The 15,853-nt window shown below is 46.4% G+C and carries 12 protein-coding genes; 9 read left to right on the top strand and 3 right to left on the bottom strand.

Annotation, left to right across the window (positions count from 1 at the left end):
* Positions 1-69: 69 nt before the first annotated feature.
* From AC1XUF_RS19820 to AC1XUF_RS19795, 6 genes are all read left to right on the top strand, one after another.
* Positions 70-2,823, top strand: coding sequence for a DUF1553 domain-containing protein (locus AC1XUF_RS19820; RefSeq protein ID WP_483343559.1), 2,754 nt, complete (start codon positions 70-72; stop codon positions 2,821-2,823).
* Between the two features lie 86 nt (positions 2,824-2,909).
* Positions 2,910-4,385 (top strand): DUF1501 domain-containing protein, encoded by a 1,476-nt coding sequence (locus AC1XUF_RS19815; protein ID WP_483343558.1) that lies wholly within the window; start codon positions 2,910-2,912, stop codon positions 4,383-4,385.
* Between the two features lie 14 nt (positions 4,386-4,399).
* Positions 4,400-4,723: an L-rhamnose mutarotase gene (locus tag AC1XUF_RS19810; RefSeq protein ID WP_483343557.1), complete on the top strand. Its 324-nt coding sequence runs from the start codon at positions 4,400-4,402 to the stop codon at positions 4,721-4,723.
* A gap of 15 nt (positions 4,724-4,738) precedes the next feature.
* Entirely contained in the window at positions 4,739-6,235 is a 1,497-nt protein-coding gene (locus AC1XUF_RS19805) for a c-type cytochrome domain-containing protein (protein WP_483343556.1), read from the top strand.
* Between the two features lie 52 nt (positions 6,236-6,287).
* Positions 6,288-7,193, top strand: a complete 906-nt coding sequence (locus tag AC1XUF_RS19800) for a sugar phosphate isomerase/epimerase family protein (protein ID WP_483343555.1) — start codon at positions 6,288-6,290, stop codon at positions 7,191-7,193.
* Between the two features lie 3 nt (positions 7,194-7,196).
* Positions 7,197-7,640 (top strand): barstar family protein, encoded by a 444-nt coding sequence (locus AC1XUF_RS19795; protein ID WP_483343554.1) that lies wholly within the window; start codon positions 7,197-7,199, stop codon positions 7,638-7,640.
* On the opposite strand, the gene pnuC is transcribed toward AC1XUF_RS19795, so the two are convergent.
* Complete coding sequence (pnuC, locus tag AC1XUF_RS19790) at positions 7,637-8,254, bottom strand: nicotinamide riboside transporter PnuC (RefSeq protein ID WP_483343553.1); 618 nt, start codon at positions 8,252-8,254, stop codon at positions 7,637-7,639. The genes AC1XUF_RS19795 and pnuC overlap by 4 nt on opposite strands.
* 203 nt (positions 8,255-8,457) lie before the next feature.
* On the opposite strand from pnuC, the gene mfd reads away from it, so the two are divergent.
* Positions 8,458-11,814 (top strand): transcription-repair coupling factor, encoded by a 3,357-nt coding sequence (gene mfd / locus AC1XUF_RS19785; RefSeq protein ID WP_483343552.1) that lies wholly within the window; start codon positions 8,458-8,460, stop codon positions 11,812-11,814.
* Between the two features lie 102 nt (positions 11,815-11,916).
* Positions 11,917-13,185, top strand: a complete 1,269-nt coding sequence (locus tag AC1XUF_RS19780) for an SUMF1/EgtB/PvdO family nonheme iron enzyme (protein ID WP_483343551.1) — start codon at positions 11,917-11,919, stop codon at positions 13,183-13,185.
* Between the two features lie 56 nt (positions 13,186-13,241).
* Here AC1XUF_RS19780 and AC1XUF_RS19775 read toward each other — a convergent pair whose 3' ends face one another.
* Positions 13,242-13,934, bottom strand: a complete 693-nt coding sequence (locus AC1XUF_RS19775) for a ComF family protein (protein ID WP_483343550.1) — start codon at positions 13,932-13,934, stop codon at positions 13,242-13,244.
* A gap of 68 nt (positions 13,935-14,002) precedes the next feature.
* Between AC1XUF_RS19775 and AC1XUF_RS19770 the strand changes: the two genes are divergently transcribed.
* On the top strand, positions 14,003-15,364 hold the full coding sequence (locus tag AC1XUF_RS19770) for a dihydroorotase (RefSeq protein WP_483343549.1): 1,362 nt from the start codon (positions 14,003-14,005) through the stop codon (positions 15,362-15,364).
* On the opposite strand, the gene AC1XUF_RS19765 is transcribed toward AC1XUF_RS19770, so the two are convergent.
* Positions 15,350-15,772, bottom strand: a complete 423-nt coding sequence (locus AC1XUF_RS19765; protein WP_483343548.1) for a (deoxy)nucleoside triphosphate pyrophosphohydrolase — start codon at positions 15,770-15,772, stop codon at positions 15,350-15,352. The two genes, AC1XUF_RS19770 and AC1XUF_RS19765, sit on opposite strands and share 15 nt — an antisense overlap.
* Positions 15,773-15,853: the final 81 nt, after the last annotated feature.

Genomic DNA, 15,853 nt, shown 5'->3' with positions numbered 1-15,853 from the left:
GTTGAAAATTCTTTTTACACCAAATAAAAGGAGCCGAAACACCATTTACTGAAAGAGAATATCCAATCCATGTTTAAAAAAGTAGTCATATTAACCGGCATTTTGGGCCTTACCTATGGCCTATGGTCGTGGTGGAAGAGCAGCGGGGACTCCGGAATTGATTATAACACCCAGGTCAAACCGATTCTTAACAAGCATTGCATGGGTTGCCATGGCGGTGTGAAAAAAGCGGGCGACGTAAGCTTTCTTTTTGAACACGAAATGCTGGAACCGGGCAAATCCGGGAAGATACCTGTAGTCCGTGGCGACGCAGATGCAAGTGAAATGATTCGGCGCATCCTCAGCGACGACCCGGAAGAAAAAATGCCGAAAAACGGTACACCATTGAATGACCACGACGTGGACATTCTCCGCCAATGGATCAATGAAGGCGCTAAATGGGAGAAGCATTGGTCCTATAAAAAAATTGAGAAGCCGGACGTTCCCTCACTGAATAACATTGGAAATTTATTCGGCCTTTTAAATATCGGAGATAAAAAATGGGCCCGGAACGAGGTAGACCATTTTATTCTTCAGAAAGTAAAAGAGAAAGGACTTACCGTTTCGCCAGAAGCGGATCGAGCTACATTGATCAGACGGGTTAGCCTGGACCTGACAGGACTTCCGCCCACAGAGAAGGAGGTCAAGGATTTTGAAAATGACCAATCAGAAAATGCTTACGAAAAGGTAGTTGACCGGCTGCTGAAATCCCCGGCCTACGGCGAGCGCTGGACTTCCATGTGGATGGACCTTGCCCGCTACGCGGATACAAAGGGCTACGAAAGCGACGGAGGGCGTACTATGTGGCGTTACAGGGACTATGTCGTCAAATCGTTCAATGACGACAAGCCTTTCGACCAGTTCACCATAGAACAGCTCGCAGGCGATCTGCTTCCCCGCGAAAAAGATGGCTTTCCAAAAGAGGAAAACATGATAGCGACTGGTTTTCACCGTAATACAATGACCAACAACGAAGGTGGCACAGATGACGAAGAGTTTCGTACTGCCGCTTTGATCGACCGGGTGAATACAACCTGGGAAGTTTGGCAGGGTACTACATTCGGTTGCATCCAGTGCCACAGCCACCCCTACGATCCGATCCCGCACGAAGATTATTACAAATACATGGCGTTTTTCAACAATGCCAGGGATGAGGATGTGTGGGATGAATGGCCGAAGCTGCGGTTTTACAAAGGGGAAGATTCTGCGCGGGTTGAAAAAGTAAAGGACTGGATCAGGCAGAATGATCCGAAGCAATTGCAGGAAGTAACGCAGTTTATGAAGGTGATGGAGCCGAAAATCAATGCCCATAGCTTTGTAAAAGGCGACCAGTCGACGGTGCTGCTGATTTCCTATTATGGAGTAAAAGACAAAGGCAATGCGCGGATTCCCCAGGTCAACCTCTCGGGAGTGGATAATGTGGTGATGAATGTGGCGACCAAAGCCGAGAATGCTGTTTTGACCCTGCATCTAGACAAACTGGATGGGCCAGTGCTCTCACAGATCAAGCTTCCGGTACGGGATACAGTCATTATTGCGCCAATCGCCAAAGCCATTGGCAAACACGATGTTTATCTTTCTCTCAATAGTCCGAAAGCACCAGAAGAGTGGCTGAGGATTACCTGGATGTCGTTTCAGAAAGCATTGCCCGGGGCTGGAAAGCCTGACTATGACAAAATCGTCGCCGATTATGCGACTGTTTTAACCCGTCCGACGGAAGGGATGCCTGTTGTTTGGGAAGGCAAAGGAGATTTTGCAAGAAAGACGAATGTCTTCGTACGCGGCAATTGGATGGTGAAGGGAGCAGAAGTAAAACCTGACGTGCCGAAGCTGTTAGCACCTTTGCCCGCCGGGCGGCGGAAAGACAGGCTCGCGTTGGCCAAATGGATTGTTAACCGCGATAACGCATTGACCGGGCGGGTGATTGTAAACCGTTTCTGGGAACAGCTTTTCGGAAAAGGTATTGTCGAAACTGTGGAAGACTTCGGATCACAGGGCAGCGAGCCAACGCATCCCGAATTACTGGATTGGCTGGCCGTCAAATTTATGGAAGACGATCATTGGAGTGTGAAGAAACTTCTCAAGACCATTACCATGTCCGCGACCTACCGGCAAGCCTCTAAAACGGACCAGGACAAGCTTGAAAAAGACCCTTATAATATCTGGATCTCCCGTGGCCCGCGTGTGAGGTTAAGTGCGGAACAGGTCCGGGATCAGGCATTGGCATGCAGCGGGTTGATCTCGCATAAAATGTATGGCCCGGGAGTCATGCCTCCGCAGCCGGACAAAATCTGGCAGTCACCTTACAGTGGCGAGAAATGGACTTTGAGCGAAGGAGAGGATCGTTACAGAAGAGGCGTTTACACTTATTGGAAACGTACTGCACCTTACCCTTCCATGGTAACGTTCGATGCCCCAAGCCGTGAGTTCTGCCAATCCAGAAGGATATTGACGAATACACCATTGCAGGCATTGGTTACGTTAAACGACCCGGTGTACCTGGAAGCCGCTGAAAAACTGGCGACCAAAATGCAGAAGCGCGGTAAAACACCTGAACAACAGCTGACAGAAGGTTATCGGATGCTTACATTCCAGCCTATCGAACAGAAGAATTTGAATGTACTGGTAAAAGTATATAAACAGGCGCTTACGGCTTACCGGAAAAAGCCTGTTGATGCAGATAGCATCCTCGCTTACGGGAAGGAGCGGTCGCCCGAATTGGCCGCATTAACTGTTTCAGCAAATGTGATGCTCAATCTGGACAATGTGGTAACAAAAGAATGAAACCGTTGGCTTAGGCCGAACGGGCATGGACGGAAGAAAAGATCATTTGCCCCGGGCTTCAGCCCGGGGAGATTTGAAAAAGAAATATGGAAAAGCTGTTAAAAGAATTTCAACACGCGGATTTGCAGCGCCAAACCAGGCGGCACTTTCTGCAATCTGCTGGTTTTGGGTTGGGTGCGCTTGGCCTTGGATCTCTTTTGGGCTCGTGCAGCACCTCTTCTGCCGAAACTATGGGGACTTCCGGGGTTGCCAATGCACGAATCCCACAATTTTTGCCTAAGGCCAAAAGAGTGATCTACATTCATATGGCTGGCGCCCCGTCGCAACTGGAGTTGTTTGACTATAAGCCTGAACTGGTTAAATACCACGGTAAGGATTGCCCTGCTGAATTTCTGGAAGGAAAGAAATTTGCATTCATCCAGGGCGTACCCAAAATGCTTGGTCCACAGGGTAAATTTGCCCAATACGGTCAATCGGGCGCCTGGATGTCCGACTATGTGCCTTATCTGCAAACTGTTGCCGACGAGATCACATTTCTGAAAGCGATGCATACCGATCAGTTTAACCATGCGCCGGCGCAACTGCTGATGCATACGGGAAGTGCCCGGTTAGGGCGCCCGAGCCTTGGTGCATGGTCCGTTTATGGATTGGGATCGGAGAACCAGAATTTACCTGGGTTTATCGTGCTCGCATCCGGAGGGCAGCAGCCTGACGCCGGTAAAAGCGTATATGGAAGTGGCTTTCTTCCGTCGGTATACCAGGGGGTTCAATGCCGCACAGGTGGTGACCCGGTTTTGTATGTGAGCGACCCAAGCGGGATGAACCGTGATATGCGGAAGCAGACCATTGAGGCGATCAATGAAATAAACCGCCAGACTTACGAAGAAGTACAGGACCCCGAGATCCTGACCAGGATCAGCCAATACGAAATGGCTTTCCGGATGCAGATTTCGGTACCTGAGGTAATGGATGTTTCCAAAGAGCCTCAGTTTATATTGGATATGTATGGGGTAAAGCCCGGCGAAGGAACCTTTGCGATGAACTGCCTCCTGGCCCGCAAACTGGTAGAAAACGACGTACGTTTTGTGCAGCTTTTCGATTGGGGATGGGACGGGCATGGTACTTCAAAGGACCATAATGTAGAAGGCGGCTTGCGCCAGAAGTGCAGGGAGTCGGACCAGCCCATCGCAGCATTGATCAAAGATTTGAAAATGAGAGGTTTATTAGAAGAAACGCTGATTATCTGGGGAGCTGAATTTGGGCGGACGCCCATGCAGGAAAACCGTAATGGCCTGGTGATGCCATTTATGGGTCGCGACCACCATTTGGATGCGTTTACCATGTGGATGGCCGGCGGTGGTGTGAAACAAGGATTTTCACATGGAGAGACAGATGAGCTGGGGTATTATGGTGTCAAAAACCGTGTCCATGTCCACGACTTGCAGGCAACAATCCTCCATTTAATGGGTTTCAATCACGAGAAATTCACCTATCCATTCCAGGGAAGGAATTTCCGGTTGACGGACACCGAGGGAAAGGTAGTTAAAGAGATAGTCGCATAAATCATTGATTTTGAATGGAAAATACTAAGGTTAAGGCGTTCCGGATGCAGTTGAAACCGGGTTTTGAAGCAGAGTATAAAAAACGGCACGATGAGATCTGGCCGGAGCTTTCGGAACTTCTTAAAAATGCCGGTATCACCGAGTACTATATTTTTTTGGATCCGATAAGCTTAGCTCTTTTTGCATTTCAGAAGCTGGGAGAGAATGATACAACATCCACGCTTTCGGGATTACCCATTATGAAAAAATGGTGGGACTATATGGCTGATTTGATGGACGTTAATAAAGATAACTCCCCCAAAGTAATCAGTTGTCCGGAAGTTTTTAATTTATACTAAACCCGAAGCAAAAGAATGTCTTACACGCTCCTTCAGGCTTCCTCCTGGGCGATTTTTATTGGAAGGTTCCATCCTGCACTGGTTCATTTTCCCATTGGCTTTTTGTTGATTGCGGCGCTGCTGGAAATTGGGAGGCGCAGCGGGAAAATTCCAGTTTCAGAGCATACAGTCCGCTTCATCCTGTTGTGGTCCGCAGTGGGAGCGACCATCGCCTGTATTTGTGGTTACCTGCTGTCATTGGGCGGAGGTTACGACGAAAAGCTGCTGGGCAACCACATGTGGCAAGGCATTGGCGTGGCTGTCTTTGCTTGGGTGGCCTGGCTGATCAAATCAGATGCTTTGACACGAAAAATCCCTGTTGGCTCAGTTATTTACCTTCCGGCATTGCTCATTGCAACGATATTAACATTAACAGCCGGGCATGATGGCGGTTCGTTGACGCATGGCCAGGGTTATCTTACTCAATACACGCCGGAGCCGTTCCGTGGATTAGCAGGAATGCCCCCGCTTGAGGAAAAAGCGGAGGAAATAAAACCGATTGCAAATGTGGAGCAGGCGGTGGTTTACCATGATATTGTGCAGCCCATATTACAAGCCCGTTGCGCCCAATGCCACAATGCAAGCAAGCAAAAAGGCGATTTGAGGGTCGACCAGCTTACCTTGTTGCTAAAAGGCGGTAAAGGCGGCCCGGCCCTGATTCCAGGCAAAGGCTCGGAAAGCGACATGATCAAACGTTGCCTGCTCGATGAAGGCAACGATGACCATATGCCTCCAAAAGGTAAGCCCCAATTAACGCCTGACCAGATCGCATTGCTATCCTGGTGGATTGACCAGGGCGCGCCTGCCGATAAAAAAGTTTCGGAATTGAAGGCTACAGAAGCCGTGAAGCCGGCACTCGCTTCTTTGAGCGAAGGAGCAGCCCCCGGCGGGGCGCCAAAGCAGGAATCTGCGATTTTAGCAATCAAAGTAAAACCGGCAAGTGAGCAGGCCATTGCGGCATTAAGGAAAGCGGGATTGATCGTCAATACATTATCTCAGGATCAAAATCTCATCGAAGTGAGTGCTGTAAATGCGCCGAATTTTGATGACAAGCAGGTCGAACTGCTTAAACCAGTTTCGGAGCAGATTGCCTGGCTTAAGTTGGGCGATACCAAAATCACGGATGCCGCATTAGAACAAATTGCAAAGCTCCCTAACCTGAATAAGCTGCATTTGGAACATACCGCCATTTCCGACAAAGGTATCGGCGCATTGAAAAATTTGAAATTCCTGGAATACCTGAACGTGGTAGATACCAAAGTGGGCGACGAAGGGCTGAAAGGCGTTGCGGCTATGAAAGGTTTGAGGTCCGTATATGTCTGGCAATCGGCTGTTACCGACAGTGCAGTGAACCAGGTGAGCAGGCAAAATCCTGGTTTGCAGGTTGTAAACGGATTTAATGAGGCTGCGGTAGCGGCGTTTCTGAAAGCGGGCGACACTACTTCTACCAAAGCGGAAACAAAAAAGCTTTGATCCATTCGTTTACATCCAGAATATCCGTTATCCAATGAACCGCCGGAATTTTATGAATACAGCCCTCGCCTCCGCTGGCGTTTTGACGGGCTTCGAAGCTATTGCCGACGCAAATGTCGCCCCTTTTCAGTTTGAAAATAAATGGTCGTTGAAGGTTTTAGGAACAAATTGGGGCTTTGCAGGAAGTACGGATGCTTTTTGCGCGGCCATTAAGAAAGAGGGTTACGACGGGACAGAGATGTGGTGGCCGGGCACTCCTGAAAAACGGAGTGAGCTGCTTGCTGCATTGAAAAAATACAACCTGGAAGTAGGGTTTCTTTGCGGCTCTGGCGAAGCGGATTACACAATGCATCTGGATAATTTCAAAAAGCAGATTAATGCGGCGTCCACGGAATTCGGTCAAAAACCTTTGTATATCAATTGCCACAGCGGCCGCGACTATTTTACTTACGAGCAGAACAAGGCGTTTATAGACCATACTACGGAGGCTACTGCAAAAACGGGAATTCCAATTTACCACGAAACGCACCGCAGCCGGATGCTTTTCGCGGCGCATGTCGCCCGGAATTTTATAGAGAAAAATCCGCAACTGCGACTTACGCTCGACATTTCGCATTGGTGCAATGTGCATGAAAGCTTACTAGCCGATCAGCAAGAGACGGTGAAGCTGGCCCTGTCGCGGGTGGGGCATATCCATTCCCGCATTGGGCATGAAGAAGGCCCGCAAGTAAACGATCCGCGTGCGCCGGAATGGGAGGCAACGGTGAAGGCACATTTGGCCTGGTGGGACGCGGTGGTAGAACACAAAGTGAAAAGCGGCGAGACATTGACAGTTTTGACAGAATTTGGCCCGCCCAATTACCTGCCGACTGTACCTTATACGCACCAGCCGCTAGCCGACCAGTGGGCGATAAATGTGCATATGATGCATTTATTAAGAAAGCGATACTTAAAATAGCTTATGAAAAACACGCACTTTCTGATTGCTAATCAAGAATCAGACATACGGAAGTTTTATCCCAAAGCTTTTCTAGCCAAAGTAGAAGGGAAAAAGGCCGCTACGTTAAAGGAGTTTTTTGATCAGATTGTTGCCGCTCTTCATTTCGAAGAGGGGCCTCTCAAAAATCTGGAAGCTTTTGATGCCATGCTCAATGATCTGGAGTGGATCAAAGAAGAGCAGGTCATTCTTTATATCAGCGATTCGGCGGATTGGCTCTCCAAAGAAAAATCGAAGGAAAAAATCCTTTCTGTAATTGATGTCCTGGACGCTACGGCTGAGGATTGGAAATGGCTGGATGACGATGAAGGTGTGTCAAAGAAAGACCTTAAAATCATTTTTCAGGAATCTTCAGGTATTAAACAACTGTTGGAAGACCAGGAGATTCCCTTTTCAAATCTTGATTAAACCGGGTTGGGCTTGGCCAGTACTTCTCTCCTCCATTGCACATATCCAATCATGGCGAGTACCAGAAAAACGGCATAAAGCAGTGCGGTAAGATGCAGTGATTTGTAAAAATACATAATCACATAGCAGGCATCTGCGATGATCCAGACAATCCAATTCTCGAGGTATTTCCGGGCCATCATCCATTGCCCGATCAGGCTGGCGACGGTTAAGGCAGAATCGGCATAGCTGAAACTGGCATTTGTAAATTGATTGAGCAGAAACCCCCATAACAGGGTAACTACAACGAATATTCCTCCGAAGACGGGATAAAGTTGCCTGGGTGTGAAGGAAACAGTTACGCCTTCATGATCTTTACCACCAAATTTCCACATCCACCAGCCATAAATGCTGGTCACAAAGTAATATCCCTGTAAGCCCATATCGGCATATAATTGTACCTGCCAGAATACGGCTGCATATAAAACGGCATTTACAATCCCGAAAAACCAGCCCAATACGTTCTGCCTCGTATTTAGGTATACACAAATAGCGCCCGTTAAAAACCCCAGGATTTCAAGGGGAGTAGTTGTAAAGCCCCAGAGTGAAATCAATTTATTGAGCCAGTCGATCATGATTAATGAATTGGTAATCGTAAAAATAGGCTATCTATGCGATTTCAGCTTATTTTTGTGTGTAGAGCCAATAGTTAAACAAAAGTGACGTAACTGTTGTTATCTTTTTTTGCCGGTCGGGTAATTTCCTGAAACGGCTTTTTGCGTTTATATTCACCGCGAAGGCACCAACCAAAAAATCTTCGCCCTATTACTTAGCATAATTGGAAGTTAAAGACTTATTAACACTTTACGGAGGGGATAGCTACCTCGATCTTCTGATCACACAGATTGCCTCAAAAAGTCCGGAAGCCGCCCATATTCAAATTAAGGGGCTGGTCGGCAGTCTTGACGCCGTAGTAACTGCTGCGATCCAGCAAAGAAAAAAGAGTCCCGCGCTTTATGTATTGAGCGACCGGGAAGAGGCGGCATATTTTCAGAATGATTTTCAAAACCTGGTAGGAAAGACAGAAGTTTTGTTTTACCCGACGTCTTATAAAAGGCCTTATCACTACGAGGAAGTAGATAATGCCAATGTTTTGATGCGTAGCGAAATTTTGAATAAGCTGAATGTAGGCCGTTCCACGCCTCTTCAGGTTGTAACTTTTCCCGAAGCATTATTTGAAAAAGTAATCAACAAGCGCTCCCTGAAAGCTAATACTTTTTCCGTAAAAATTGGTGAGAGGCTTGATCAGGCATTTTTATCCGAATTCCTGACCAATTATGGATTTGAAATCACCGATTTTGTTTTTGAGGCAGGACAGTTTTCGGTGCGCGGGGGGATCATTGACGTGTTTTCATTTGCCAATGAGCATCCTTTCAGGATCGAATTGTTTGGCGATGAGGTGGAAAGTATCCGCTCCTTCGACCCGGACACGCAACTGTCGATTGAAAGTGCCAAACAGATCAATATCGTGCCGGATATTCAGCAAAAGCTTTCCCAGGAAACAAGGGAATCGTTTTTGAGCTTTTTGCCTGCCGATACGACGATCTGGTTCAAAGACGCCGAGCTCACCTTGGAGGTGATTGAAAACTGTTTTGAAAAAGCGGAAAAAGCTTTGCAGGAAGTGACAAGCGGCGGAATCCAGATTGTCTCGAACCCACAGGATCTTTTTGAAACCCGTAGGGGGTTTCTGAATCATGTGAAACAATTCAAAACAGTTGAATTTGGCAAAAAAGGCTATTTCAAGACAGAAAGCAAGCTGCCTTATTCGTCGAAACCGCAGCCGTCATTTAATAAAGATTTCAAAAGGCTTTTGGATGATTTGTCGGAAAATCAATCCAAAGGGTATGTCAATATCATTACTGCTGACCAACCCAAGCAATTGGACAGGCTGGAGAGGATCTTTGAAGACCTCGACCCGTTTGTGAAGTTTCAGCCCATGCATATTTCCTTACGTGAAGGTTTTGTAGATGATAATGTGAAGGTTGCCTGCTATACAGATCATCAGATTTTTGCCCGTTTTCATAAATACAGGCTCAAGGAAAAATTCACCAAATCTAAAGCAATTACGCTCAAAGAGCTTAAATCATTGCAGCCGGGCGACTTTGTCACGCACGTGGATTATGGTATTGGCAGGTTCGCCGGGATGGAGCGTAAGGAAGATGTGAACGGAACGCCGCAGGAAGCAATCAGGCTGATTTACAGGGACAATGACTTGCTTTACGTAAGTGTTCATAACCTGCATAAAATCGCCAAATACACCGGAAAGGAAGGTTCCCCGCCTGCCATGAGCAAACTGGGTTCGGGCGAGTGGGAGGCAAAAAAATCGAAGGTCAAGAAGCAGCTCAAAGATATTGCACATGAGTTGATCGAGTTATACGCAAAACGCAGGCAAGCCCACGGTTTCCCATTTTCTCCTGATAATTATATGCAGGCGGAGCTGGAATCGTCCTTTTTATATGAAGATACGCCCGATCAGGCAACTGCTACGACCAGTGTGAAAGAGGATATGGAAAAAGGCAGCCCCATGGACAGGCTCGTTTGTGGCGATGTTGGTTTTGGTAAAACTGAAATTGCGATCCGGGCGGCTTTCAAGGCTGTTTGCGACAGCAAACAAGTGGCGGTTCTTGTACCTACCACGATTCTGGCGATGCAGCATTTCAAAACATTCAGCGAACGTTTGGCAGATTTTCCTGCCAAAGTGGGCTATATCAACCGATTTAAGTCGGCTAAACAAATCAAGGATACGTTGAAGGAAGTCGAGGAAGGAAAAATCGATATCCTGATTGGCACGCACCGCATTCTCAATAAGGATGTGAAATTCAAAGATCTGGGTCTTCTTGTCATCGATGAAGAGCAAAAATTTGGTGTAAAAGCCAAAGACAGATTAAAGGAAATGCGTGTTAATGTAGATGTGCTTACCTTAACCGCCACGCCAATTCCAAGGACGTTGCATTTTTCATTACTGGGCGCGCGCGACCTTTCGGTTATTGCGACTCCGCCGCCAAACCGTCAGCCGGTAACTACGGAAGTCCATACTTTCAGTGAAGAATTTATCAGAGATGCAGTTAGTTTCGAGGTACGCCGGGGAGGTCAGGTTTTCTTTGTCCATAACCGTGTGAATGATATTGAGTCGATTGCAAATATTATCCTTCGTCTTGTTCCGGATGTGCGGATTGGCGTTGCCCATGGCCAAATGGATGGCGATAAGCTGGAAAAAGTGATGGTGAGCTTCATAGAAGGAGAATACGATGTGCTGGTTTCTACCAATATCATTGAATCCGGAATTGATATTGCCAACGCCAATACAATTATCATCAATTCGGCGCATATGTTCGGGCTGTCGGATCTTCACCAGATGCGCGGGCGCGTGGGACGTTCCAACAGAAAAGCGTTTTGCTATCTTTTGACACCCTCAGCGGCTACTTTGGCCAGCGATTCCCGTAAACGTTTACAGACGTTGGAAGAGTTTTCGGAATTGGGGGATGGTTTCAAGGTTGCCATGCGCGATCTGGATATCCGCGGTGCAGGTAACTTGCTGGGAGCTGAGCAAAGCGGTTTTGTGAACGATCTGGGATATGAATTGTATCATAAAATGCTGGACGAAGCGGTACAGGAGCTAAAAAATAACGAGTTCAAAGACTTGTTTTCGACCGCCTTGGGATTACCTAAGAACCTGGTGCCAGATACGCAGATTGAGACCGATTTTGCGACTTTGATTCCGGATACTTATGTCAAAAATATTTCAGAGAGGCTATCGTTATATACCCGCCTTGACAATATTGAGACAGAAAACGAGCTGGGTAAATTTGAACAGGAAATTCTGGACCGCTTCGGCCCGATTCCTTCCGAAGTTCAGGACTTATTAAAAACCGTCCGTTTACGCTGGGAAGCAGAGATTTTGCACTTTGAAAAACTAACTTTGAAGAGCAATACAATGAAAGGCTACTTCGTTACTTCGCAGAATGATGAGTTCTTTCAATCGGCCAAGTTCGGACTGGTTATAGATTACATTAAAAAACACCCCAAACAGATTGCATTGAAGGATCAAAAGGGTAAATTGATGCTGATCTGTGAAGATGTAAAAACCATAGATCAGGCCCGGAACATTTTAATGGCGATGACTAAGTCGGAATGACCAAGCCAGAATGATGAAGATATTTTCGATTGATTTCATACATTTGCGGTTTCGCATACTATAAATACCAAACTATTAAGTCACTTTAAAGCAATGATTTGCATGCAAAAGATGGGTACCCGGTCGATCGCGTTGATGTTGATTGTGTTATTAGCGGCTACTTCATGTAGTAAGAACAAGAAGCCAACCAGTCTTAAACCAGGCAAAACCAGTTCAAAAACAGGTTTGGCTTATAATGGTAAAGACGGCTTCGAGGTAAAGCAATACAAAGCTTTGCCAGCAGGTCCCGACCTTGTATATATCGAAGGAGGACGCTTTACAATGGGCTCGCTTGAGGAAGAGGTAATGAGCAGACGGGACAATCCAAAAAGAACCGTAAGTATCCAGTCCTTTTATATGGACCAGACCGAAGTGGCTAACGTCCACTATCTGGAATATTTGAATGCAGTTCAAAGAGACTCATCTGAAGAATTTTACGCAAAAGCGCTTCCCGACACGACTGTCTGGTACAATGAGTTGTCGTTCAACGATTCATATGTGACTATGTACCTGCGCCATCCGGGTTTCCGGCTTTATCCCGTAGTAGGTGTTTCATGGGTTCAGGCCAATGATTATTGCGCATGGCGTACTGCTGCCGTGAGCCAGGCAAACAATACTGCCGGTGCAGCTGCTTCGGGAGGCAAGAAGAAAAAAGGTTTCTCATTCGGTAAGAAGAAAAAGGCTGCTGCTGCTGATGCCGCGGTTGCGGAAGCAGCCGGACCGGCTCCACAGCTCAGAATCGAGAGTGGTTACGTAATGCCTCCTTATCGCCTTCCGACAGAAGCAGAATTTGAGTATGCTGCGATGGCTATGATCGGAACGCAGTATTCTGATGAAAATCAGGCTAATTCAAGAATTTATCCATGGGACGGTTCAACGATGCGCCAGCCGCGCGGACGTAAGCAGGGAACCATGCTCGCTAACTTCAAACGTGGCCCAGGTGATTATGCTGGTATCGCTGGTAAATCCAATGACGGAGCGATTATTACTCAGGAAATCCGCTCGTATCCAGCTAACGATAATGGTTTGTATGATATGGCTGGAAACGTGAGCGAATGGGTTTATGACGTTTATCGCCCGCTTTCCAATAGTGACGTGAACGATTTGAATTCATTCCGTCGCAATGGATATCAGGATGAGGCTAAAAATTATGACTCGAAAAACAGCAACTCGCTGGTGGATGATAAGTTAAGAGTTTTTAAAGGTGGATCCTGGGCTGATGTTGCTTACTGGTTGTCACCAGGAACACGCCGGTATATGGACCAGGATTCTGCGACTGCAATGGTAGGTTTCCGTTGCGCAATGATCGCTACCGGAAGCCATAAAGAATAGTACAATACAGTAAATTTTAAAATAAGAGCCGCTCTCTTTGGGGAGCGGCTCTTATTTTAATGTTGGGCCAATGCGATGGTAAGAATGTAAAACTTCTCGCATCCGGCCTTTAACAGCGTTTGCACGCATTCTTCCAGCGTTGCACCTGTAGTGAGCACGTCGTCCATGATGATTATTGACTTTTGGCTTATTTTCTCTTTGATTTCAAATACGCCTTTTACATTCTCCCGGCGTTCTGTTTTACTTTTGCCGGTTTGCGTTTCCGTATACTTAACTCTTTGTAAAACTGTCCCCGACCACGGTATGCCTGTCGCGAGTGAGAAACCTTCGGCTAGGAGATCACTTTGATTATAACCCCGGATTTTCTTTTTCTTTTGATGAAGGGGCACGCTGACAATTAGGTCAGCCGCAGGCAAGTAACCGGATTCAAGCATTTCCTGCCCGAACATGGACCCCAATAGAACCCCTACGTCCTTATTACCCCTGTATTTGAAAGCGTGAAGCAGTTTCTGGACCTTTCCTTTTTTTGTAAAAAGTAAGAAAGAATGCGTCGAAACCACTTCCGGGGTATTTACAAATTTGTATCGCAAGGCATCCTGATGCAGACTTTTATGGCCAATTCTTGGCAAAGATATACGGCAGGCTGTACATAAAGTTTTCTCATTTCCAACGAGCGCTTTGTCACAACCTTCACAACAGCGTGGGAAAATCAGATCAACAAAATCACTTAGAATAGCTCTTAAATTCATTTTTGAAAGTTTACATTAACTTAATTGGGCCTGACTGAATACCTTTGCGCAATCAATTTTCAGCCGATATGATAACACTGATCGTTAATGCGCTTGTAGTAAATGAGAATACCGTTCAGGAATTAGACGTAATAATTCAGAATGGTCACATTAAAAAAATTGGAAAGGATTTGCAGCACATACCCGCCGACCGGGTTATTGATGCAAGAGGCCAATATTTAATGCCGGGAGTGATTGATGATCAGGTGCATTTCCGGGAGCCTGGACTTACCCATAAGGCTAATATCTACACAGAATCAAAGGCTGCGGTTGCGGGTGGGGTGACTTCCTTTATGGAAATGCCCAATACCGTCCCGAATACGCTGACGCAACAGTTGTTAGAAGATAAATATCAGATTGCAGCAAACACTTCTCTGGCTAATTACTCATTTTTTATGGGAGCCTCCAATGATAATTATGAGGAAGTGATGAAGACTAATCCCGCTAATGTATGCGGGATTAAGATATTTATGGGTTCTTCTACCGGCAATATGCTTGTGGATGCGCCCGAAGTTTTGGAAAAGATCTTTGCAAATGCACCGTGCATTATTGCCACCCACTGCGAAGATGAGCCGACGGTTCGCCAGCGGATGGAATACTTTAAAGAGAAATACGGTGATAAGGTCCCTTACAATATCCATGCTCTGATCAGGAACGAAGAAGCTTGCCTCACTTCTTCTTCATTTGCTACCTCACTTGCGCATCAGAATAAAACAAGACTACACATTCTGCATATCTCTACCGGGGATGAAGTGATTCTTTTTGAACCAGGTATTCGTAGAGATGGTCAAATTTTGTTGGCAGATGGCGAAAAGAAACTGGTGACCGCAGAAGCTTGCGTACATCACTTGTGGTTTGACGCAGAAGACTACCACTCTTTAGGGAATAAGATCAAATGTAACCCAGCTATTAAAGCGCCACATCATAAAGAAGCGATATTGCAGGCGGTACTGGATAATCGGATCGACGTAATTGCGACAGACCACGCACCGCATACCATTGAGGAAAAAGCGCAGCCTTATTGGCAAGCCCCTTCCGGTCTGCCCTTGGTCCAGCATACATTAAATGTAATGCTAGAACTAAGCAAAGCCGGTAAGATTTCTATTGACAGGGTGGTTGAAAAAATGAGCCACGCTGTGGCCGATTGTTTTGAGATCAAAGACAGGGGATATATTAGGGAGGGATATGCCGCGGATCTGATCTTAGTAGATACCAATGCGAATACGCTGGTAGAAACTTCGAATATTTACTCCAAATGCGGCTGGTCTCCTTTTGAGGGCATTAATTTCGGCTCCAGAGTGACACATACGTTTGTATCTGGACATCTGGTATTTGCAAACGGGGAGTTTGATGAAAGTGTAAAGGGGGAGAGGTTACTATTTAGCCGATAGATATTGGTAGTAGTTCTCGATGACATTCAGATCAGCCTCGGTCCAATCGAGGGAGGGCAATTCTTCGGGTTTGAGCCAGAGAATTTGCTCGTGCTCTGTTAAGGTAATTTTGTAAGAATTGAGTTTACAGACAAAAGGGACCAGAACAATTTCACGCCATCCCTGGTCTTTGGTAGTTACGGGCAGCTTGTGAATGATCTCAACTTCTACGTCCAATTCTTCCCTGATTTCCCGAAGCAAAGCTTCTTCATCAGATTCGTTTCTCTCAGCTTTCCCACCAGGGAATTCCCATTTTAATGGAAATGAAAGTGCAGGACTACGTTGGCCTGCGAGCACTTTTCCGTTATGTTCAATCACAGCACAGGGCACCCTCACAACCAACTTTTCGGAAACAAGTACTTCAATCATAGAGGCGGTCAGTAATTTACCGCAAAAATACTACTTCTATCTCTAATTTACACGTTATTGTGAAAAGTTCACATAAAGTAC

This window comes from Dyadobacter sp. HNCC25DJ185 (assembly GCF_056895195.1).
This window is presented reverse-complemented; position numbering and strand designations above follow the sequence as displayed.

Bases quoted from the DNA above. Each gene is read 5' to 3' on its own strand.
- AC1XUF_RS19820 (WP_483343559.1), top strand. From the start codon at position 70: ATGTTTAAAAAAGTAGTCATATTAACCGGCATTTTGGGCCTTACCTAT.
- AC1XUF_RS19815 (WP_483343558.1), top strand. From the start codon at position 2,910: ATGGAAAAGCTGTTAAAAGAATTTCAACACGCGGATTTGCAGCGCCAA.
- AC1XUF_RS19810 (WP_483343557.1), top strand. From the start codon at position 4,400: ATGGAAAATACTAAGGTTAAGGCGTTCCGGATGCAGTTGAAACCGGGT.
- AC1XUF_RS19805 (WP_483343556.1), top strand. From the start codon at position 4,739: ATGTCTTACACGCTCCTTCAGGCTTCCTCCTGGGCGATTTTTATTGGA.
- AC1XUF_RS19800 (WP_483343555.1), top strand. From the start codon at position 6,288: ATGAATACAGCCCTCGCCTCCGCTGGCGTTTTGACGGGCTTCGAAGCT.
- AC1XUF_RS19795 (WP_483343554.1), top strand. From the start codon at position 7,197: ATGAAAAACACGCACTTTCTGATTGCTAATCAAGAATCAGACATACGG.
- pnuC (WP_483343553.1), bottom strand. From the start codon at position 8,254: ATGATCGACTGGCTCAATAAATTGATTTCACTCTGGGGCTTTACAACT.
- AC1XUF_RS19780 (WP_483343551.1), top strand. From the start codon at position 11,917: ATGCAAAAGATGGGTACCCGGTCGATCGCGTTGATGTTGATTGTGTTA.
- AC1XUF_RS19775 (WP_483343550.1), bottom strand. From the start codon at position 13,934: ATGAATTTAAGAGCTATTCTAAGTGATTTTGTTGATCTGATTTTCCCA.
- AC1XUF_RS19770 (WP_483343549.1), top strand. From the start codon at position 14,003: ATGATAACACTGATCGTTAATGCGCTTGTAGTAAATGAGAATACCGTT.
- AC1XUF_RS19765 (WP_483343548.1), bottom strand. From the start codon at position 15,772: ATGATTGAAGTACTTGTTTCCGAAAAGTTGGTTGTGAGGGTGCCCTGT.